19 protein-coding genes are annotated in these 20,758 nt (G+C 43.5%); 15 read left to right on the forward strand and 4 right to left on the reverse strand.

Annotated features, from left to right (window positions below):
- The first annotated feature begins 85 nt into the window (after positions 1 to 85).
- The 9 genes from pepP (at position 86) to VXQ11_RS00935 (ending at position 7,329) form a co-directional block, all read left to right on the forward strand.
- Positions 86 to 1,420 (forward strand): Xaa-Pro aminopeptidase, encoded by a 1,335-nt coding sequence (gene pepP, locus VXQ11_RS00895; RefSeq protein WP_416705199.1) that lies wholly within the window; start codon positions 86 to 88, stop codon positions 1,418 to 1,420.
- A gap of 291 nt (positions 1,421 to 1,711) precedes the next feature.
- Positions 1,712 to 1,951 (forward strand): DUF378 domain-containing protein, encoded by a 240-nt coding sequence (locus VXQ11_RS00900; RefSeq protein ID WP_064095577.1) that lies wholly within the window; start codon positions 1,712 to 1,714, stop codon positions 1,949 to 1,951.
- A 258-nt stretch (positions 1,952 to 2,209) separates the two neighbouring features.
- A complete protein-coding gene (locus tag VXQ11_RS00905; RefSeq protein ID WP_416705200.1) occupies positions 2,210 to 2,326 on the forward strand; it encodes a hypothetical protein in 117 nt (38 codons plus the stop codon).
- A gap of 213 nt (positions 2,327 to 2,539) precedes the next feature.
- Positions 2,540 to 2,671 carry a hypothetical protein gene (locus tag VXQ11_RS00910; protein ID WP_416705201.1) on the forward strand — a complete coding sequence of 44 codons (132 nt, stop codon included), beginning with the start codon at positions 2,540 to 2,542 and terminating at the stop codon, positions 2,669 to 2,671.
- 679 nt (positions 2,672 to 3,350) lie between these two features.
- Entirely contained in the window at positions 3,351 to 3,569 is a 219-nt protein-coding gene (locus tag VXQ11_RS00915) for a hypothetical protein (RefSeq protein WP_416679903.1), read from the forward strand.
- A gap of 21 nt (positions 3,570 to 3,590) precedes the next feature.
- On the forward strand, positions 3,591 to 4,154 hold the full coding sequence (locus VXQ11_RS00920; RefSeq protein WP_416679904.1) for a hypothetical protein: 564 nt from the start codon (positions 3,591 to 3,593) through the stop codon (positions 4,152 to 4,154).
- 293 nt (positions 4,155 to 4,447) lie between these two features.
- On the forward strand, positions 4,448 to 5,656 hold the full coding sequence (ubiH, locus tag VXQ11_RS00925) for a 2-octaprenyl-6-methoxyphenyl hydroxylase (RefSeq protein WP_416679905.1): 1,209 nt from the start codon (positions 4,448 to 4,450) through the stop codon (positions 5,654 to 5,656).
- Positions 5,653 to 6,900: an FAD-dependent monooxygenase gene (locus VXQ11_RS00930; RefSeq protein ID WP_416705202.1), complete on the forward strand. Its 1,248-nt coding sequence runs from the start codon at positions 5,653 to 5,655 to the stop codon at positions 6,898 to 6,900. Before ubiH ends, VXQ11_RS00930 begins: the two co-directional genes overlap by 4 nt.
- Positions 6,901 to 7,074: 174 nt before the next feature.
- Positions 7,075 to 7,329, forward strand: coding sequence for a hypothetical protein (locus tag VXQ11_RS00935; RefSeq protein WP_004646359.1), 255 nt, complete (start codon positions 7,075 to 7,077; stop codon positions 7,327 to 7,329).
- 90 nt (positions 7,330 to 7,419) lie between these two features.
- Here the strand turns inward: VXQ11_RS00935 and rsmI are convergent, their stop codons facing one another.
- Complete coding sequence (gene rsmI, locus VXQ11_RS00940; protein ID WP_064101450.1) at positions 7,420 to 8,262, reverse strand: 16S rRNA (cytidine(1402)-2'-O)-methyltransferase; 843 nt, start codon at positions 8,260 to 8,262, stop codon at positions 7,420 to 7,422.
- Positions 8,263 to 8,272: 10 nt separating this feature from the next.
- Between rsmI and VXQ11_RS00945 the strand changes: the two genes are divergently transcribed.
- From VXQ11_RS00945 to VXQ11_RS00960, 4 genes are all read left to right on the forward strand, one after another.
- Complete coding sequence (locus VXQ11_RS00945; RefSeq protein WP_416679909.1) at positions 8,273 to 9,232, forward strand: penicillin-binding protein activator; 960 nt, start codon at positions 8,273 to 8,275, stop codon at positions 9,230 to 9,232.
- 11 nt (positions 9,233 to 9,243) lie between these two features.
- Positions 9,244 to 9,660, forward strand: a complete 417-nt coding sequence (locus VXQ11_RS00950) for a YraN family protein (protein WP_416680035.1) — start codon at positions 9,244 to 9,246, stop codon at positions 9,658 to 9,660.
- Positions 9,661 to 9,791: 131 nt separating this feature from the next.
- Positions 9,792 to 10,478, forward strand: coding sequence for a BON domain-containing protein (locus tag VXQ11_RS00955; RefSeq protein ID WP_064095568.1), 687 nt, complete (start codon positions 9,792 to 9,794; stop codon positions 10,476 to 10,478).
- Positions 10,468 to 11,349, forward strand: coding sequence for an alpha/beta hydrolase (locus VXQ11_RS00960; protein ID WP_416705203.1), 882 nt, complete (start codon positions 10,468 to 10,470; stop codon positions 11,347 to 11,349). The genes VXQ11_RS00955 and VXQ11_RS00960 overlap by 11 nt, the downstream gene beginning before the upstream one ends.
- A 107-nt stretch (positions 11,350 to 11,456) precedes the next feature.
- Here the strand turns inward: VXQ11_RS00960 and nudC are convergent, their stop codons facing one another.
- The 3 genes from nudC to dnaQ form a co-directional block, all read right to left on the reverse strand.
- Entirely contained in the window at positions 11,457 to 12,233 is a 777-nt protein-coding gene (gene nudC, locus VXQ11_RS00965; RefSeq protein WP_416679911.1) for an NAD(+) diphosphatase, read from the reverse strand.
- Positions 12,233 to 13,879 carry a chemotaxis protein gene (locus VXQ11_RS00970; protein ID WP_416705204.1) on the reverse strand — a complete coding sequence of 549 codons (1,647 nt, stop codon included), beginning with the start codon at positions 13,877 to 13,879 and terminating at the stop codon, positions 12,233 to 12,235. The genes nudC and VXQ11_RS00970 overlap by 1 nt, the downstream gene beginning before the upstream one ends.
- A 125-nt stretch (positions 13,880 to 14,004) precedes the next feature.
- Positions 14,005 to 15,390 (reverse strand): DNA polymerase III subunit epsilon, encoded by a 1,386-nt coding sequence (gene dnaQ, locus VXQ11_RS00975; RefSeq protein WP_064095564.1) that lies wholly within the window; start codon positions 15,388 to 15,390, stop codon positions 14,005 to 14,007.
- A 207-nt stretch (positions 15,391 to 15,597) separates the two neighbouring features.
- Between dnaQ and VXQ11_RS00980 the strand changes: the two genes are divergently transcribed.
- On the forward strand, positions 15,598 to 18,891 hold the full coding sequence (locus tag VXQ11_RS00980) for a LysM peptidoglycan-binding domain-containing protein (protein WP_416705205.1): 3,294 nt from the start codon (positions 15,598 to 15,600) through the stop codon (positions 18,889 to 18,891).
- 10 nt (positions 18,892 to 18,901) lie between these two features.
- Positions 18,902 to 20,743 (forward strand): extracellular solute-binding protein, encoded by a 1,842-nt coding sequence (locus VXQ11_RS00985; RefSeq protein WP_416705206.1) that lies wholly within the window; start codon positions 18,902 to 18,904, stop codon positions 20,741 to 20,743.
- Positions 20,744 to 20,758: the final 15 nt, after the last annotated feature.

Here is a 20,758-nt window from a genome sequence, read left to right on the forward strand (position 1 = left end):
ACTTTGCTGTTTACAGTAAAGTTGATGGTATGGTTTCAAGATCATATTCTAAATAAAAGTACTAATCGATAAGAAGTAAGGTGGAATGAAGAAATTGACACAGGCAGTTTTTGAGGAACGTCGCGCAATCCTCGCAGGGGAAATCGGTTTACGTAGTATTGCTATTATCGCGACTAGTCCGGTAGCCATGCGTAACCGTGATGCAGATTATAAATACCGCGCAGACAGTAGTTTCTTCTATTTAACCGGGTTTGCAGAACCTGAAGCTGTTGCTGTGATTGAAACCTTTGACACTGAAGAAGAAGGCTATAGCTACAGTTTGTTCTGCCGGGAACGTAACCGGGAAATGGAAATTTGGAACGGCTATCGTGCAGGTATTGATGGAGCTATTCAGGATTATGATGCAGATGAAGCCTATGCGATTGATCTGCTCGATGAAGAAATTCTGGAAAAACTGCAAAATAAGGATCGGTTATTCTATCGCATCGGGCAGCATGCAGAATTTGATGCGCGTGTCGCGAAATGGATTGCAACTGCAAGTGGTGAAAGCCGTCGTGGGACTTCTGCACCAGCGCAAGTCATTCAGCTGGATCGTATTGTCGATGAAATGCGTCTGCATAAAGATGCAAATGAAATTGAACTGATGCAGATTGCCTCCGATATTTCTGCTGATGCGCATACTCAAGCAATGCTGGCAGTACGGCCGGGCATGATGGAATATGCACTGGAAGCCGAGCTGAATTATGTTTTTGGCAAAAATGGCGGTGTTCCAGCTTACAACAGTATTGTCGGTGGCGGTGAAAATGCATGTATCCTGCATTATGTAGAAAATGACAAAGAACTCAAAGATGGCGATTTAGTCCTGATTGATGCTGCGGCTGAATATCAGTTCTATGCTTCAGACATTACCCGTACCTTTCCAGTGAATGGTAAATTTAGCCCGGAACAGAAAGCTTTATATAATGTAGTGCTGGATGCTCAAATTGCTGCAATTAATGCTGTGCAAATTGGTAACTCGTATAAAGAACCACATAATGTTGCAGTGCGCATCCTAGTGCAAGGTTTGCTCGATCTTGGCTTGATGCAGGGGAATATCGACGACATTATAGAAAAAGAAGCTTTCCGCCAGTTCTACATGCATGGGACCGGACACTGGCTCGGGATGGATGTACATGATGTCGGTGCTTATAAGGTTGATGGTGAATGGCGTGCATATGAAGAGGGCATGGTCGTAACAGTTGAGCCTGGTCTTTACATCGCGCCCGATGATGACACCGTAGATCCAAAATGGCGCGGTATTGGTATCCGGATTGAAGATGATGTTGTTGCTACCGAAAATGGTCCACTGGTTTTAACCGCGAAAGTGGTCAAAACGGTAGAAGAGATTGAAGCATTGATGGCAAAAGCTCAAGCTGCCTGATCTGAGAAAACTCAAAAAAGCCGGTCGAAAGATCGGCTTTTTTATGACACTTATATGCTGTGCAAAGTAGGCGTCTTAAAATATTTCGTAATGATCAACAAGCAATATAACTTACGTTTATATTGAACAAGTCAAATAAAACAAACCTAATTAAAATTTACAGCTTAAAAATTGACAGGAAGTCAACACAGAAAATCCGTTTTTAGCATCAAAGCTACATATTATATCTACTGATATTCTCATAATTTCTCTGATACTTAAATAAACTTAAATAAAAGCAGGAGAAGACTTATGAGATTAAATACGATTGACTGGATTGCTTATGCCTTGACAATTATTGGTGGCATCAATTGGGGTTTAATTGGTGCATTCGATTTTAATTTGGTTGCTGCGATCTTTGGTGATATGAGCGCCTTATCTCGAATTATTTATGTCTTGGTTGGTTTGTCGGCATTGTACCTGATCTATACAGGAACGAAGCTTGGCAAAACAGTACACCATACAGATCATCATACCAAGGTTGTGCGTTAAACAGCTAAAGCAGATCTAGATGATTTGCATGGCTATAAGGCCAATTTTGAATAATCTAAAATCCGGCTTTAATTATGATACCAGAATAAAAAACGGAGCTTAGGCTCCGTTTTTTATTACTATCTTGTTAGTTTTTTATTCCGTAAACAGAGATTTTCCTATACTTTTATAAGCATAAAATTCTTGAATGATCAGAAAATTAATAACGATAATTTATTGTTAAGTTGGGTACTTATGTAGGACCAAGGAGATATAAACGTGCAAAAGAAGAATAACGTGCAAAAGAAGAATAATGGTATTATCTTTGGCGGTAAGTCTACAGAACATGAAGTTTCACTTCAGTCAGCAAGAAATATTGTTGATACGATCGATTGAGAAAAATTTGATATTACTTTGATTGGGATTGATAAAAATGGGATTGGGCATCTGAATGAAAGTACCCATTTTTTATTAAATTCGGATAATCCGTCTTTAATCGCATTGCATCAATTCGGTAGAAATCTTGCCTTTATTCCGGATTAGAGTAAAAAGCAAGTCATTGAATTTAAAGAACAGGCTTTATTCCAGCTGGATGTTATTTTTCCAATTGTGTATGGAACGCTGGGCGAAGATGGCTCTATTCCTGACCAAAATGGGGAAATTTTAGTAAATGAAATAAATACCTTACCAGGATTTACCAACATCAGTATATATCCGAAGCTTTGGGAAGCAAGTGGATGACATACACTAATTTAATTACTCGTTTAATTGAGCTGGCTATTGAATATCATCAGAATCAGATAAAATTACAGCATTCAGTCTTCTAAATAGCTACTGGAAAAGCTGGTGTTATTTTAGTCTGAGTATTATCTGAAAATAAAAAACTGGTTTTAGAGAAATATCAATCATAAAAAAAAGAGTCTGTAACTATTGAATTTGTACCAATAGATATTGTCTTTTTTATCACAGTAAATGTGATAATTTACCTTTTTACTGATATGAGAAGATGGAAGGTACTTAAAAATTTTTATATTATTTTAATTGATATTTAAACTATAGTACTAACATTAATTTTATGGTTGTATGTTAAAAAAATAAAGTGAGGACATTAATATACAACTATAATAAAGATAGTTAATAAAATGATCAGTGCTCAGTCTTATCTTAAGAGCTCTTAATGAGTACATGCGCTGTTTAAGAAATCTATAGTAAATTCAAATATTAAGAAGAAATTATTCGCCATTTGGAATAGTTTGATTGTATTAAATATGGGAACTAGGTTTAAGTATAGTGTAATCACTTAATTACTAGCTTCGATATTTTGTATTTTAGGTGAAATGTTTTATCTGATACTTGATTAATATAAACAATGCCAGCTCCAAAAATGTTAAAATTTATAAGATTAAGGACGTACCTCAATATGAAAATACCAAAAATAATTCATCAAATTCATACAAAAGGAATAAATTTTCTATCTGAAGAAGATAGAACGGCAAGGGCTGTTCTTCTGAAAAATAATCCTGATTGGGAATACCGTTTTTATGATTATAATACCATGGTAGATTTTGTTAAAAATCATTATTCTTCCAGATATTTAAATGCGTTTCTTAAAATTAATCCATTATACGGCGCTGCATAAACTGATTATTTTCGATATTTATTGCTTTATAGCTTAGGTGGGGCATATTTTGATTTAAAAAGTTTTACCACCTGTAGTTTAAGTGACATTATTTTAGAAGATGATGAACTGCTAGTCTTTGAATGGCAAGGAGGAGCAGCTGAATATGAAGAGTTCGGAAAGCATAAACAGATTAAAAGAGGTAAAGAATACCAACAATGGAATATTATATCTTCGCCGGGAAACAAATATTTGGCTAATGTGGTTGAAAAAATAACGGAAAATTTAGAAAATTATACTTATATTAAATTTGGATATGGCTGGAGTGGTGTGCTGAATACCACAGGACCTATTCCCTATACCAATGCCATAGATGAAGTTACTGATAAGCATGGACTGCGTTGTCTGGGAAGTAGTTGTCAAAATGGAATTATTTATAGAGATAACACTTTACCTAGAAGATTGGATCGTAGTCACTATTCAAGACAAACCAAACCAATTATTAGCTCAGCGAGCTTGTTGGAAGAAATAGAAGCTGAAATTTTATTAATCCTTTTTAAAATCTTCAATTTTATAAAAAGATATCTTAGAAAAATGATCTATTAAAAATATAAAATTATTTAGGGTGAATTTTCATTCACTTTAATTTTTTCTACAGTTTTGAAAATGGATTCTAATCTTTTCTTTTAAATAAGAGCTAACCTGATTGACCGAGTATTTTTGGTAGTCATGCATTTCAGCCTTTGTCTGGTCTGCCAGACAGCAGAACATTGAGGTCAAAACAAGCTACAACAACAGCATGTATCACAATGTCAAAATCTCGAGTCATGATGTAATATAAAATCCATCATGATTATAAGTATCTATCTGCATAGATACGACATTGAAAGGATTACAGCATGCAACAAGAAGTCATCATTGTCGGTGGTGGGATGGTGGGCTTAAGCCTCGCATTAATGTTGGCGAAAACCAATATTGCAGTCAAACTTTTGGAAGCCATCAAATACCCAAATTATGATGATGAAAATCTTGCGCCATATCATTCCAGTTTTGATGCACGTAATAGCGCCTTGTCACGTCGTAGCGTACAAATCTATCAGGAGCTTGGACTTTGGAATGCCTTGCAAGAGCATGCTACCCCAATTCTGGAAGTGAATATTACCGAACAGGGCAGCTTTGGTAAGGCCCGACTGAAAGCCGAGCAGGAAAAAGTCGAAAGCTTTGGTCAGGTCATTGAAAATGCTTGGCTCGGTCGGGTGCTTCTCACTCAAGTCAAAAAAGAGCCATTGATTGAACTGATTGATGGTGTGCAGGTGAGCTCACTGACTCAAGATGCAGAGTTTGCTTATATCGAAGCGCATCGTGGCGAATCTCTACTGAAATTACAGTCCAAACTGGTTATTGCCGCCGATGGGCGGGATTCTTTCTGTCGTAAGGCTTTGGGTATTGGTGCATCAGAACATGATTATGATCAGGTCGCGATTGTGACCACAGTACAAACGTCGAAGCCACATGGTCATGTGGGTTTTGAGCGTTTCAGTCATTTAGGCCCTTTGGCACTGTTGCCCTTACCGGGTGAGTATCGCCGTTCAGTGGTCTGGCCTGTGAAAAAAGGTACTGAAGGAGAATGGTTGGGAGATGAAAATGACCAGCATTTTCTGGATGCCTTGCAGGACACGTATGGCGATCGTGCCGGAAAATTCCAGAAAACCGGAAAACGGTTCAGTTTTCCCTTATCTCAAGTGTTAGCTGAAAAGCAGGCTGTTGGTCGTGTAGTGCTCATGGGTAATGCAGCACATACGATTCATCCGGTCGCTGGACAGGGTTTTAACCTGTGTATGCGTGATGCGCATGTATTGGTGCGTTACCTGAAAGAGCAGCAGGCACAAGGCGCAGACTTGGGCGATGCTGCAATATTGCTAGACTATGAGAAATCCCGTCTCAGTGACCAGCAGCGTGTGATCAAGTTCTGTGATTCAGTGGTACGCGGTTTCAGTAACCAGAATCCGTTTTTAAGATTGATGCGTAATACAGGTTTAGTCGCCTTTGATACGATTCCAGGCATCAAGCCACTCGTTGCAAATTATGCCATGGGGTTAAAAGCATGAGCTTAAATCAAACTAACGAAATATTAGACGTTGTCATTATTGGTGGTGGGTTGGTAGGCGGGCTCACTGCGCTATTGCTGGCCCAAGGGGGCGTGCAGCCTACAGTTCTGGATGCAGCGCCAATTCTGGATGCAGATAAAACCTTAAGGGTGGCTAATCCGCGTGTCCTGGCTTTAAGTCAGGCAACCATTCACCTATTAAAAACGGTGGGTGTCTGGGAAAATTTAGCACGTCAGCAGCCTTATACCGGCATGCAGGTCTGGAATAAAAATGGCTATGGAGAAATTAATTTTGGCCAGTCTTCAGAAAAAACACTATCGGTAGAGCAGGCTTTAGGCTCGATGGTGGAACCAAGCATTTTGAATTTGGCCATTCAGCAAAAGATGCTGGAAGATGTTCAAGATTATAGAACACAGGTTAAAGTTAGTCGTATGGAACGTGGCGTCGGTGTGTGGATCATTCATCTGGCCGATGGCACTCAGCTTAAAACCAAGCTGGTGATCGGTGCCGATGGTGCCAATTCCTTTGTTCGTGAGCAAGCGTTCATCGACATTGATGTACTGGACTATAAACAGGCAGGCATCAGTTGTGCCATTAAAACTGCACAGCCTCATCAGCACATGGCACGTCAGATTTTTCTCGAAACTGGCCCTCTGGCTTTTTTACCTATGGCCAGCCTTAATCCAGAAGAGCAGGGACACTGGCAATCAATTGTCTGGACCTTGCCAGAGGATTATGCCGAGGAGTATGCAGCGCTCCCAGATGCTGAATTTACCCAGCTATTAACCCGTGAAAGCCAGCATATGCTGGGTGAAGTATTGCAGGCAACACCACGTGCCACTTTCCCTTTAAAAGCCCGTGCCGCTCAGCAATATGTTCAAGACGGTTTAGCCCTGATTGGCGATGCCGCACATGTGATTCATCCGCTGGCAGGTCAAGGGGTGAATATTGGCTGTCTGGATGCTGCAGTGCTCTGTGATGTTTTACTGCATGATCAGGCGCGTGGCGTATGGGCACATGAGCAGACCCTCAAACGCTATGAACATCGCCGTAAAGGTCAGAACGATGCCATGATGCATAGCATGTCTGCGATTGGCTGGATGGAAACCACTTCATTCTTCCCAATGGTTTGGGTACGTAATTTTGGTTTAAAACAGGTAGAAAATCAGCCAATATTAAAAGATGCATTTATGTCACAGGCCAACGGCCTGAGTTTACTCAAAGACACACGCTACGCAGCTTAAGGGAGAAATGTAAATTTTTTAAACAAACGCCAATAAAGAGTAACGTTTTTGTTTAAAAAAGATACGATTTTTTGAGTTTTGGTACTAGGCGAAGGTCAAAGAGATTGCTAAATTTCACTTAATTCGATACCTGACTTGGAATACCAAGCGAGGGCCATTTTTGGGGAGATGCAAATGACAGACATGAATGATTATGATGATGACGTTGAAGATTCAATTGTTGACGATGATGAAGCAAAAGCCGCTGAAAAAGGCGCGGTCGATAGCACAGAGGTCGTCAGTGATACCGATCTTGTAGAAGCTGAAACTTTGACCGTCACTGCAAAGCTGAAAAAGCGTCAAGCACTTGAAGACGAGATTGCGGCTTTCCTTGCTAGTGGTGGTCGTATTGTTGAAGTGCCGGCAGATGAATCAGTAGCCAAAGAATAAGTTATTGATTAACTTGTTTCTTATAAAAAACACCACATTAAATGTGGTGTTTTTTTGCAAACCAAAATGAGATAGAAATATCTAAAGCAATTAGTCGTTTGCCGAAGTCAGTTCTAAAGCACGTTGATAAGCGACTTTCTTTTTGATTCCGGTTAAATCTGCCGCCAGTTGTGAAGCAGCTTTGACCGAAAGGTCCTGTAATAGGCGATTCAATAATTTATCCAGCTTTTCCTGATCCAGATCTTTTTCTTCGGTGGCGCCGCCAATCACCAGAACAATTTCGCCTTTTTGCTGATTGTGATCATTGCTAATGAATTCGACTAGTTCACCCAAGGTCATTTTCTTGATAGTTTCAAAGGTCTTGGTAATCTCACGCGCAAAACCGACCGGGCGATCTGCTCCGAAAACGCTGGCCATATCTTTAACGGACTCCAGAATTCGATGCGGTGCTTCATAGAAAATTAAAGTCTGGGTTTCATCTTTCAGTTTTTCCAGATTCAGCAGGCGCTGACTTTGTCTGGATGGCAGAAAACCTTCAAAGCTGAAGCGGTCACTCGGCAAGCCAACAGCACTTAAGGCAGCAATAGCCGCACAAGCACCAGGTACAGGAATCACGCGAATATTATGCGCTTGTGCAGCACGGACAAATTTAAAGCCAGGGTCGCTAATCAGGGGAGTGCCAGCATCACTGATCAGGGCCATATCTTCGCCATTCAGCAGGCGTTGGATCAGCTGATCAATCTTGTTGCTTTCATTATGCTCATGACAGGCAGTCAGAGGTGTTTGAATATTAAAGTGTTTAAGTAATTGTGCTGAAGTTCGTGTATCCTCAGCAGCAATAAGACTCACCGACTTTAACACCTGAATTGCACGATAACTAATATCATCTAAGTGCCCGATTGGAGTCGCAACAACAAATAACTGAGCACTCATAGGTTTCTCCATGTGGAATAAATTGAATAATAAAAAATGGAAGATTAAAAATAAAATATTGGGCTTGTGTTTAGTCAGCTACATCAGCAGCGTACAAGCAGAAGTGCTGATCATTCTACCCGAATCCGGGCCTTTGGCGCGAGCTGCATCGAGTATCAAACAGGGTTTTCTCAGTGCCTATACTACTTCCGGGCAGAAAGTTCCATTAAAATGGGTCAATTCCAATCAGAAAAATATCTCCCAGCTACTGAAACAGCATGTCAATAAAAAGACCAAAATGGTGGTGGGTCCATTGGCACGTAGCGATGTGGAACAACTACTCAAGAGCAAACCTAAAGTACGTACCCTCAGCCTGAATGATGTAGCAGGGTCATCACCCCAAGTCTGGCAATTCAGCCTGTCCAAAAAAGAAGATGCCGCTGCCTTAAAAACCTTATTGCACAAAGATGGAATTCAACAGCTGCTGATTTTACGCCAGCCGGGCAGTGAAGCCGAGCATGAACTGTTGCTGATGTCATTGTTCAGTCAAAGTGATCTGAAATTTAAGATCGTGAACAAGGCGCCGATTTTTTTAATGCCACAACAAGGGCTGTTATACCTCGGCAATGCAGAAGGGCTGGCTGCCATACCTGAATTAAGCCATAAACGGATGTATACCGTGGCCAATGCGATCAGCGAGCAGCATAGACCCCCGAAAGGGATCAAGTTCTGTGATGTTCCGGTACTTTATCTGGCTGACTGGCCAGATGTTGTACAGGCCTATGCCAAAGAGCCGGTAGATATGTCCTATCAGCGGCTGATTGCCTTCGGGGGAGATGCCTGGCAGATTACCCAGCAGTACCTGTCACAACCACATTTACAGCATATTGAATTTCAGGGTAGAACTGGCCGGATTGAAATCACGGACCATAGTATTCAGCGTAGTCCACAATGTTTTCAGTATAGTGGCACAGGCGTCAAGCTACTATGAGCGAAAGAGGAATGCTACGACAGCAACTAGGTGCATGGGCAGAGCAGCAAGCGGCCCAATTGATGCAAAACCATGGATTTCAGTTCCTGACAGCCAATTATCACAGTCGCTATGGCGAGCTGGATCTGATTCTGGTACGTGATCAGGAGCTGGTCTTTGTGGAAGTCAAGGCACGTGCACAAACTGGATACGCACAAGCCATTGAATCGGTTTCCAGAGCGAAACAGGGCAAGATGCTCAAGACAGCCATGTGTTTTATTCAGAAAAATCCACAATTTGCACACTATTACTATCGTTTTGACGTGATTTGTTTTGATTTTAAACAGCAATTTGCAAAAACCCTACAGCATGACTTTTCGCAATACCCTTATGATCTGGAATGGATTGAAAATGCTTTTACTTTTGATCAAGAGTTTATTAACCTTTAAACAAAATAAGATCTAAAGATGCTTATATTTGCTTCAAGATCGTTGTAAAGTTCAAGCAGAATTGCCATGATCTGAGCTTGGAAAAGATGATTAGATTGAAAAGACGTAATAAAATGAAGGAGTCTTGCTGAGTGGTTAAGCGTATTGCAATAACAATGCTGTGTGTCGCAAGTTTATCAGGTTGTGCCAGTTTTATTTCCAGCGGCACAGGTACGGCTCCTGTCGGAACTGAAAGTGGGGCGCGTACCTTGGGGCAGGTATTTATTGATTCCTCGATTGTCCGTACTGCAAAAATTAATCTTTATAAACTGGACTCGCGCTTTAAGCAGGCCCGGGTCAATATTGAAAGTTTTCATGGCAATGTCCTGCTGACCGGTCAGGTGCCAGATGCCCATCTGAAACAATTGGCCGAAGACAATGTCAAATCCATGAGTGATGTGAAGGCAGTTCATAATTTTATTACTGTCGGTAATCAGATCAGCTATAGCACTATCATGCAGGATACTGCGGTGACTGCAAATACCCGCGGTTTAATTATGAAGGCGCCTGTAGTTGCAGATAGCAAGGTGCATGTTCATACTGAAGATGGCATATTGTATGTGATGGGACGTTTAAACAGTGCCGAGATTACTGACCTGAATCAGGTGTTACAGCAGGTAGGCAATGTTACTAAAATCGTGACCCTGATCGATAATGTTGAGCAATCCTCAAGTCTGGCCAGTCAGAATTTTGCTGCACCGGCATATGCACAGCCAGGTATTGAACAGACACCGGTTGCCATTGATCCTGATACGGTTGAACCGACCTATGAACCATAAGGTCGGCCAGTTTAAAACCCAAATCTCACAGCGTATTCTGCAGTTTCAGCAACATTATCAAGATTTCCGGTTATACGATTTTGGCAGTTATGCTTTAAATCGTTTAACCCCGAAACAGGGTTATATGGTCGAAACCCAATTGGCCTATGGTCTGAAATCCCGACAACGCTTTGACCTGTTTCGAAGTCATCAGCCTTTGCCCCATCGTCCCCTGATTGTGTTTGTACATGGCGGTGCATGGTTGCATGGCGATAAAAAGGATTACCAGTTTATTGGCGAGTCCTTTGCCAAAGAAGGTTATGATGTAGTGGTGATGAATTATCATCTGGCACCACAGCATATTTTCCCCACCTATATTCATGATCTGCATTTGTTGCTAAATCATTTGCAGCAGTCGGCTGAGCAGTTGAAGATCTGTGCTGAAAATCTGGTCTTGATGGGACATTCTGCCGGCGCATTCAATGTGATGTCTGCCTTGTATCATCCGCAATCTGCCACTATTGATCATAATCAAATCCGGGCGATTATTGGTCTGGCAGGGCCTTATCATTTTGATTATAAAAATGATCCGATCTGTGCAGGTGCATTTGATCAGGCAGTACCTTATCAGCAGGTCATGCCTTATTATTTTGTTAGAAATAGCTCAACCCGGCATTATCTGTTTATTGCCGAAAAAGACAAGATTGTCGGGCATTTCAATAGCCATGATTTGGTCCGCGTACTGAAAGAGAAGGGCAATCATAGCCATTTGATTCACATTCCGAAACTTGGCCATATTACGATCGTGGGTTCACTCTCCAGTTTGTTTAGCCGCTTTTTCCAGACCAAGTCTCAGGTGCTTTGGGCGCTCGAAGATGCATTTAAATCCTGAGCTGATAGCTGGATAACCCTGTAGCAACACATAAAAAAAAGAACCTAGGGCGATTATCCACTGGGTTCTTTTTTTAAGCCTTGAAAAATTTACTTTTAAGTACAGGCTTATAGCCAGGTTTTAGTGTCGTCTGCGACGGGCGTGCCTTGAGTCACATGCATTATCATGGCATGGGCAATACTACCTTTGAATGGAATTTCCGGCAGCTGATCGAATTTGAAGAATTGCGCATCACTAATTTCCTCTTCCTGCAGCTGTAGCTCACCGCCAGCATATTCTGCCTTGAAGGCAATCATCAGGTTGCTTGGGAAAGGCCAGGGCTGGCTGGCCAGATACTGAATATTCTTGAGCTTTAAACCGACTTCTTCCAGCGTTTCACGACGTACTGCATCTTCCAGGGTTTCACCCACTTCAACGAAACCGGCAATCAGTCCATGCATCTGGCTTTTGGTATTACGTGCATTTTTAGCCAGTAAAATCTCGTCTTTACCTCGGGTAATGATGGTAATAACGCAAGGCTGTACCCGTGGATATTGACGGTAGTTGCAGGATGGACAGACCATGGCATATTCAACAGCATGTGCTTCAGTGGCTGTGCCACAATGACTGCAAAATTTATGGTTACGACGCCATTCTAAAAGCTGTACCGCACGGCTGGCCTGTTCAAATTGCCGGGTATTCCAGAACTGTAACAGCTGACGGATGGGAAGCAGTTGCAAGCCTGGAGGAATTGGCTCATCGGGAAGGAGGTCACGGGCAATCACCTGATCACCCGTGTGGAGTAGCAAATCACTTGCTAAGGCTTCAACCCGTGGAAGTTGAAAGTGTTGATCGACCAGCAGTTGCTGTTGTTGAAAAATATAAGCAAGTGATAATTTGGACATTAGGCAACTATTTTGAGTTTCTCACTACTGTCCAATGCTACCTGAAACATGGTCTGTAATACAGGCTGTTTGTTCTTTAAGTTATCAATCATCATGTCGGCACTGGCCAGGGTGTCTAGAGCACGATGAATTTCTTCTGGACTTAATGCAATCGACAGATCAATACGGTTCTTGATAAATTCCGCAGTTGTGACGAAGGCAGTACGAACATGTTCTGCATTCAGGAATAGCATGGCGCCGCCAATCTCGTAAAACTGTACGGGTACAGCTTCAAGGGCAGCCAAGTCCTGGTCTTGCAGGTAATTGCTGAGAATCTGGCTGGAAAGCTCAATCAGGGCCTTGGTTTCTGTGAGTAAAGCAGCATGTGCTTCATCCAGACGGTCCAGGGAAATATTCATGTTATTGACGCGCAGCTGCAAACGGCTCGAAGTATGATGACGCTCCAGTACGCCAATCGAGTTCATGGCAGACAGAATGACATTCATTAACTGCTGGGCAAAACTGGCATCCTGCATCATCTCCGGCTGGCTCAGTGTAGCAGCCTGACGGGTCAGGTCATGATAGGCTTCATTCAGGTTCAACACCTTGAAGATATTGGCCAGATTATTCAGTTGAGCCTGTAATTCCTGGGTCTTTTCAGGTGTCATGCTGTGATAGTTGAACTCGATGTCATTACGAATTTGCGCCATTTCCGTGGTCACCAATTCGCTGATGGTATGCATGGTTTCAAAGTCTGGACCATATAGATGGCGACTGAAGACCTGTAATTGCATATCGGTCAGCAGGTCATCGCTCACATTCAGTTGGCTGCGGATAGACTGCGCAGTTTCATCTTCCTGACTGATACACAGGCTGAGCACATTGGCCAGATCAGCCAGCGAAGCCTTGAAACTGTCTGCCGAGCTAAAATACTGTGCCATGTTACGTTCAATGCCCACCAAGGTGCGTAGACGTGGCTCATTAATGATCAGATGCTCGATATTATTGAAGGCAACATAGACCAGATTCCAGTACTGCTTGCTGCCATCATGCTGTTCGGAAAGTCCAGCCAGATAGGCTCCTACCAGTTTGATGGCTTGCAGATCCAGTTCACTTTCTTCCTGAGTAATCAGCTTGTTCAGTGACAGCTTATACAGGCAGTGTACATATTCGGATTTTTCCAGACCTGGCGCTTGTGGCAATGCAAAGTCAGGAGTAATGCAATCCAGTAAGGATTCTACATGCTGGCCTTCAGTTGTCAGCGGTTTATCTAAAGCCAGTTCCAGGCGGTTCAGGGTATCTAGCAAAAATTGTGGAATTTTCACTTCACGCAGGCAGATGAATTCGATATAGCGTTTCAGCATGGTGGTGCCTTCACTCAAGGCAATGACATCCTGAGTATTAACCTGCGCTGGATTCCCCATGATCTTGCGCATCAGTTCTGCTGAATATTGAGCGATTTTTGCCAGACTGGACATGTCGATCAGAGCCAGAACCTGGGCGCATTGTTCAAACTGAGTTAATGCATCATCAATGCCAAAAGGTAAAGTCTGATCTTCTACCAAGGTGCTTACTGCTGATTCGACTAACTTGATCGAGTTATCAACCTCATTTTTTATTATCAGTAAGGCTGTTGGATCAAAATGTATAGAGGTTTGGTAAGACATGATCTGCACCTTTCCTGAAGTATTATCTATATATGAGCCCCGCTTCAAACTGCGGGACCTCTTTGTATTTACTATAACTGAAGAACGATAGTTTTAAACCTAAAGTATCCCCGGAAATGTAGATTTTATTTCGCGAAAAGGCAAGCAGTTCCATGTTTTTCTTCGAAATGTTTGACCCATTTCTCATGTTCCTGCAATTCCTGTTCTGATGGAAGAATCAGGGGTAAATCAATTTCAACCCTAGCCATCCCGGAGCGACTGTTCTGCTCTTCCGACTGAGACAGGGCATCAATATCAAAAGAGACCTGTCCACCGGTCATGGCCAGATAAACATCGGACAGGATTTCCGCATCGAGCAAGGCACCGTGGAAGGTACGGTCGCGTTGTGGAATCTCGTAACGGCGCACGAGTGCATCCAGTGAATTTTTCTGTCCAGGATGCTTGGACTTGGCCAGTGCCAGAGTGTCGGTGACTTCACAGACCTCGGAGAGTGCTTTAAAACCTGCGCGTTTGAATTCCATATCCAGGAAGTTCATATCGAAGGCCGCGTTATGCGCAATGATTTCCGCACCGTGCAAATAGTCAAACAGCACCTGGGAAATTTCTTCAAACAGCGGTTTGTCTTGCAGGAATTCGTCGGTAATACCGTGGACATTGACGGAATCACCGACCGGTTTTTTCGGATTGATATAAATATGAATCGAGCTGCCGGTAAGCTTCCGGTTAATCATCTCAAGGGCACCCACTTCAATGATCCGGTCACCATCCTGATAATAAAAACCGGTGGTTTCAGTATCCAGAATCAATTGACGTGGGCCATGCAGCTGTAACTTGGCTGGTGTAATGACAATTTGCGGGTGTAATTGAGCCGCGGCAGATGCGTCTGAAGATGAAGTATCTTCATGGATGTCCGCTGCTAAAACTTCAGTCTGTACAATTTCTTCAACAGTCACTTCGATGATGTCTTCGGACAGCTCTTCCAGTTCTTCTTCACTCTCGGCCAGATCCAGACCAAAAGGATCATCTAGCAGCCAGTCTGGTTCAGATTTTTTTTTATCTTCAGAAATTGAAGGGCTTTGCTTGGATTTTTTCAGGGTTTCATCGGCACCCAGATTGGCTAACTGATCGGCCATTTCATTACCTGGATGGCCAGCATGGCCTTTAACCCAGTGCCATTCAATTTCTCGTCCCTGACATACTGCATCCAGTTTTTGCCACAGGTCAGGATTTTTGACGTCTTTCCAGTTTTTCCTCTTCCAGCCATGAATCCATTCGGTAATACCTTGTTTGACATAGTTGGAGTCGGTATAGATCACCAGTTTGTCTTGCTTGTCACAAAACAGAATGCCCTCAATGGCAGCCGTCAGTTCCATGCGGTTGTTGGTGGTATGGTCTTCACCACCATATATTTTGTATTCTTGCTGTTCATTCACAATATATGCCCCCCAACCACCTAAACCCGGGTTGCCGCGGCAGGCGCCATCGACATAAAGTGTGATAGTGTGTGACATAAATTAAATCCGATCAAAATGGAACAAACTGGAAGGGTTATTGTATAGCGCAAATGCAGTCGATCAATCTATATGTTCCGGATTTTTTAATTTCTTGTAACATTTAACGTGAAATCGCGGTAAATTATTGCCTTGTGTCTTCGACATGCTTCACTACAATGGCATATCTAAAAAATAAATTTATATACGAGTTGTTTGGATTTCTTTATGTATAAACCAACCACAAACTTGTGGCAGCCGACATTACCGACTTTCTTGAAATTTTCTGTACTGGGAGCTGCACTTGCGTCTCTGGGACTGACGGGCTGTTCGTCTACACATAATGCGAACCAAACAGCAAAAAGCAAGCAGGTTGGATCTCAATATCTGGATGGCAGCAGTCTGGATGGACTGGAAGATTTACTTTCTGCAACAGATATGCGTGCAGTTGAGGGTGACCGTTTACAGATTCTGAAACATGGTGATGTCTGGAAGCGCATGACTGTAGGTTTCAAGATGAATTTAAGTGTCTGGAATCCACGGATTGATGCACAGCGCGGCTGGTTTATTTCGCGTCAGCCTTATCTGGACCGCTTAAGTGCCCGTGCATCACGCTATTTGTATTATACGGTAAAAGAAGCAGAACGCCGTGGCATGCCGACCGAGTTGGCGCTGTTACCGATTATTGAAAGTTCCTATGACCCGGCAGCGACCAGTAGTGCGGCAGCGGCAGGTTTATGGCAGTTTATTCCAAGTACCGGCCGTATTTATGGTTTAAAGCAGACCCCTTTATACGATGGTCGTCGTGATGTCGTGGAATCGACCCGTGCAGCCTATGAGTTTTTAGGCAGTCTGTATAATCAGTTTGGTTCTTGGGAATTGGCACTTGCTTCTTATAATGCCGGCCCAGGCCGTATCCAGCAGGCGATTAACCGCAACAAAGCTGCAGGTCTGCCTACCGATTATTGGTCATTGAAATTGCCACAAGAAACCATGAGCTATGTGCCACGTTTCCTGGCAGTTGCACAGATTATTAAAAATCCAGGCAGCTATGGGGTGAGCTTGCCACCGATTGCCAACCGTCCACATTTCCGTGAAGTTCCGGTCGGTGTGGCCAGTTTAAATGAAATTGCAGCCATCACTGGTCTAAGCCGTGCAGAACTGTATCAATTAAACCCGGGTCATCGTGGTGATCATATTGATCCTTCAAGTCCACGTCGTATTCTGATTCCTGCTGACCTAAGTCCTTCAGTGGATGAGAAGCTGAAAAAACTATCCGGCTCAGGCGGTTTATGGGCGAGTAACACGAGCAGCCTGCCTAGAAATACGACGACAGTGGTGCCCAGCAGAGCTGCACCGCCAGAATTAAATACGAAAACGATTACACCTTCTAAACAGACTCCGCCAGCAGTTGCTAGTAATCAGCCAGCAACGACCGTTGCCAAAACGACAACTCCGGCAAGAAATGTCACGACTGCACCCGTGGTAACAGCTGCTGTAAGTACGACGACCACAGCACATACTGTGACCCAGACCACGAAAAAGGTTTCGACACCTCAAGGCCCATCTGCCCTGGCGAGTTTTGCGGCACAAAGTGATTTGCCTATTCCAAGTGCACCACGTATTCCGGTGGCAGTGACACCTTCCGCACCAGTGAAACAGATTCAGGTTGAACCACCGATTTCAGCAGCTGAACGTCAGCAAATTCAACAGGTCGTAGCCGCACAGGATATGAACAAGACTGTGGATGAAATTCTGCAGCCTGTCGCAACACCGGCAGAACAGGCTCAGGTGGTTGAGGAGCTAAAAGCGTTGGCACCGGCAGGTACAGAAATTGTTGATCCTTATGACGGCAAAATCAAGCTGACTGCCATTCAAACCAGCCTGTCTGTGGCCGAGCAACAAGGCAAGGAACTGACCAAAGGCTTCTCTTATCCAAAAGAGGTTGCTGAAAATACCACCGCAAACTCTGTTGAAGCCAAGCTAAATCAGGGCAAAAATTTCGTCAAGACGGATTCTGAAGTGGTAGTGGTCGCTCCAAAAGGCAAACGCAGTACCTATAAGGTCGTAGCAGGCGATAATCTGGCTCTGATTGCAGCTAAAAATGGGGTGAACTGGCGTGATGTGGCGAAATGGAACCAGATTGATCCAAATTCTCCGCTATATGTGGGCACCACCATTTATCTGTATGATGCCAAACCTGTACAGGAAGCAAATGCAACCAAAGAAAAACCGGAAAACTATGTGGTTCAGGCCAATGATTCCCTGACCAGTGTAGCGAATCAGTTTGGTTTCAGTGTGAAACAACTGGCTGATTTCAATGGCTTGAGTACCAATAGCGGTCTGTTTGTTGGGCAAAAGCTGTCATTGAAAGATACAGGGCAATCCAAAGCCAAAGCTGAAGAGATTAAAAAAGCTGAAACTGCCAAGGTTCAGACCAAATCCTATACAGTGAAACGCGGTGAGTATCTGAAACTGATTGCCGATCGTTACGGGCTTTCAAATACTGAACTGGCATCTTTGACTTCAGGTCTGACTGCCGGTAGCAGTCTGATGGTGGGTCAGAAAATCCATGTCCCACTTCAGGAAGTTGAAGGGCTAACGGCATCTAGCCAGAAAACTGAACAGAAGTTTGAAAATGTCAAAGTCGATCAGACTGCGACTGAAAACTATCAGGTCAAACGCGGTGAAACCCTGTATAGCATTGCCAGTCAAAGCAAGCTGAGTGTCTCTGAACTGGCTGCACTGAATGGATTGTCTGCCAATAGTGGTTTACGTATAGGTCAGACCATCAAGATTCCAGCCGGCAGTCAAATCCCTGAAACCTATACGGTTCAATCGGGTGATACGTTGACTGGCATTGCCGCAAAATACAATCTGTCAATGGACCAGGTGGCGAGCCTGAATGGCATGTCACGTAATGCCGGCTTGCGTGTAGGACAGCGTCTGAAACTCAGTGGTGAAGTCGTAGAACCGGTACGTGAAGTGGTCGCGGAAACTGCGGCCAAGAATACAAAATCGGATTCGCATGTGGTGAAATCAGGTGAAACCTTAAGCTCTATTGCGCGTCAGTATCATTTACAACTGCAATATCTGGCAGATTTAAACGGCCTGAATACCAATAGTACAGTACGTATTGGTCAGCGTTTAAAAATTGAGGGTGACTTTCCGGCAGATAAAAAAGTTGAAGACGTGAAAGTGGCAGCTAAGCCTGTAGCTTCGAAGGCAACTGAATCCTATACGGTAAAATCCGGTGAATCCCTGAATGCAATTGCCAGCCGTTTAGGCATAAGCGTGACCGACCTGGCTCAGTTAAATAATCTGAGTCCACGCGCAGGATTGCGTGTCAGTCAAACGATCCAGATTCCAAAACTGGTAACGGATTATAAAGTCAAACGCGGTGATACCTTAATCGGTCTGGCTTCACGTTATGGTCTGAACAGCAATGAACTGGCGGAAATGAATGATCTCAAACCGAATACACAATTGCGTATTGGTGATGTGATTAAAGTGCCGAATTAATGAATGGATCATGAGATTCGCTCATTTATTTAAAACTTTCAGGTTGATCTGGCTAGCCCCGCTGCTCGTGAGTAGCAGTTGGGCAGCCTTTATTACCACCCCATATATCGCGTTATATAACCAGCCGAAATATGCCCAGGCCAAATCCCTGCCTTATGCCAATCCGCAAGCGCCCAAAGGCGGTACGCTGATTCTGGCAGCTGATGGCAGTTTCGATAATTTGAACAGCATGAATGGCAAGGGCAATGTCACTGAAGGGATCAACTATATTTTTGACAGTTTGCTGTCCAAGTCACTGGATGAGCCCGGTGTGTACTATCCCTTGCTGGCAGAAAAAGTCAGTTTTGACCCCAAGAAAACCGCCTTTATTATTTTTCATTTAAATCCGAAAGCACGGTTTAGCAATGGCCAGCCGGTAACTGCACAAGATGTCAAATACAGTTTTGAGTTGTTTCAGACCCAGTCCAATTTTGGCCTGCAGATGTATCTGGCTGATTTAAACCGGCTGGAAGTCCTGTCACCTTTACAGGTCAAAATGCATTTTAAATCCGGACATAATCCGGAAATGGCGATGATTGTCGCGCAGATGCCCATTTATTCTAAACAGGAATGGCAAAAACGTAATTTTAAAGAATTGACGTTGAAACCGATACTGGGTTCAGGGCCTTATGTCATTGAACACATAGATGCTGGACGTAGTATTAGCTACAAACGCAATCCCCGATACTGGGGCAAAGACTTGATGGTCAACCGCGGACGTTATAATTTTGACCGGATCAAGTATCGTTATTATCGTAGTCCTGAAATCAAGTTCGAAGCTTTCAAGTCGGGCCAATTTACTTTGCATGAGGAAAGACAGGTCAACCGCTGGGTGAAAGACTACCAGTTTCCCGCCGTTCGGCAAGGACAGGTGCAGCGTTACCGCTTTCAGCATCACAACCCGATTCCGACCCAGAGTCTGATATTCAATACCCGCCGCCAGCCTTTTGCCGATATCCATTTCCGCCAAGCCTTGAGTTTTGCCTATGACTTTGAATGGCTGAATAAAGCCATGTTCTATGGTGAATATCAGCGCCTGAACAGCTTTTTTTCCAATAGCGAGCTTGCATCTCATGGACGGCCAAGTGTTCAAGAACTGCACATTTTAAAACCCCATTTAAAGCAGCTTGATCCGGTTCAACGTCAGGCTGTACTGCAGGACTGGAAATATCCTCAGTCAGATGCCTCCGGTTTTAACCGGAACAATGTGTTAAAAGCCCGTCAATTGCTATTAAAGGCAGGCTATCGTTATCAACAGGGAAAGCTGATCAATGCTGCGGATCAACCGGTACAGATTGAATTCCTGTTGCATCAGGCGGAACAGCAGCGTGATCTGATGCCATATCTACGTCATTTAAAACGCTTGGGTATTCAGGCCAGTATTCGTATGGTAGAAACCGTGCAATATTATGAACGGCTGCGGAATTATCAGTTTGATATGATTGTCGATACCATGCCGCAATCCCTGACACCGGGGCAGGAGCAGAAACAGTTCTGGGGCAGTCAGGCCGCCACGCAGCCAGGTAATTATAATTATGCTGGCATTCGAAATCCGGCCATTGATGGAGTCATTCAGCAGGTAACTCAGGCTCAAAACCGTGAACAGCTGGTGAATAGTACCCGAGCATTAGACCGTTTACTGCGTGCAGGCTATTATCATATTCTGACTTATGGTACGGGCGAATACTGGTATGCTTACTGGAATATGTATCAGCAGCCGCAACGAAAACCTAAACTCTCTACCGGGATTGATTACTGGTGGGTCGATGCGGCAAAGGCCAGACATGTGGCTGATTATTTCAAACAGCATTAAGCTCCAAGCCTATCA

The organism is Acinetobacter sp. 197 (assembly GCF_048148385.1).
GTDB lineage: Bacteria > Pseudomonadota > Gammaproteobacteria > Pseudomonadales > Moraxellaceae > Acinetobacter > Acinetobacter pecorum.

What these genes read in the sequence shown, in the direction of transcription:
- VXQ11_RS00960 (WP_416705203.1), top strand. Translation starts at nt 10,468, where the DNA reads ATGAACCATAAGGTCGGCCAGTTTAAAACCCAAATCTCACAGCGTATT.
- VXQ11_RS00930 (WP_416705202.1), top strand. Translation starts at nt 5,653, where the DNA reads ATGAGCTTAAATCAAACTAACGAAATATTAGACGTTGTCATTATTGGT.
- VXQ11_RS00980 (WP_416705205.1), top strand. Translation starts at nt 15,598, where the DNA reads ATGTATAAACCAACCACAAACTTGTGGCAGCCGACATTACCGACTTTC.
- VXQ11_RS00970 (WP_416705204.1), bottom strand. Translation starts at nt 13,879, where the DNA reads ATGTCTTACCAAACCTCTATACATTTTGATCCAACAGCCTTACTGATA.
- rsmI (WP_064101450.1), bottom strand. Translation starts at nt 8,262, where the DNA reads ATGAGTGCTCAGTTATTTGTTGTTGCGACTCCAATCGGGCACTTAGAT.
- VXQ11_RS00945 (WP_416679909.1), top strand. Translation starts at nt 8,273, where the DNA reads ATGTGGAATAAATTGAATAATAAAAAATGGAAGATTAAAAATAAAATA.
- dnaQ (WP_064095564.1), bottom strand. Translation starts at nt 15,390, where the DNA reads ATGTCACACACTATCACACTTTATGTCGATGGCGCCTGCCGCGGCAAC.
- pepP (WP_416705199.1), top strand. Translation starts at nt 86, where the DNA reads ATGAAGAAATTGACACAGGCAGTTTTTGAGGAACGTCGCGCAATCCTC.
- VXQ11_RS00985 (WP_416705206.1), top strand. Translation starts at nt 18,902, where the DNA reads ATGAGATTCGCTCATTTATTTAAAACTTTCAGGTTGATCTGGCTAGCC.
- VXQ11_RS00900 (WP_064095577.1), top strand. Translation starts at nt 1,712, where the DNA reads ATGAGATTAAATACGATTGACTGGATTGCTTATGCCTTGACAATTATT.
- VXQ11_RS00915 (WP_416679903.1), top strand. Translation starts at nt 3,351, where the DNA reads ATGAAAATACCAAAAATAATTCATCAAATTCATACAAAAGGAATAAAT.
- ubiH (WP_416679905.1), top strand. Translation starts at nt 4,448, where the DNA reads ATGCAACAAGAAGTCATCATTGTCGGTGGTGGGATGGTGGGCTTAAGC.
- VXQ11_RS00950 (WP_416680035.1), top strand. Translation starts at nt 9,244, where the DNA reads ATGCTACGACAGCAACTAGGTGCATGGGCAGAGCAGCAAGCGGCCCAA.
- nudC (WP_416679911.1), bottom strand. Translation starts at nt 12,233, where the DNA reads ATGTCCAAATTATCACTTGCTTATATTTTTCAACAACAGCAACTGCTG.
- VXQ11_RS00935 (WP_004646359.1), top strand. Translation starts at nt 7,075, where the DNA reads ATGACAGACATGAATGATTATGATGATGACGTTGAAGATTCAATTGTT.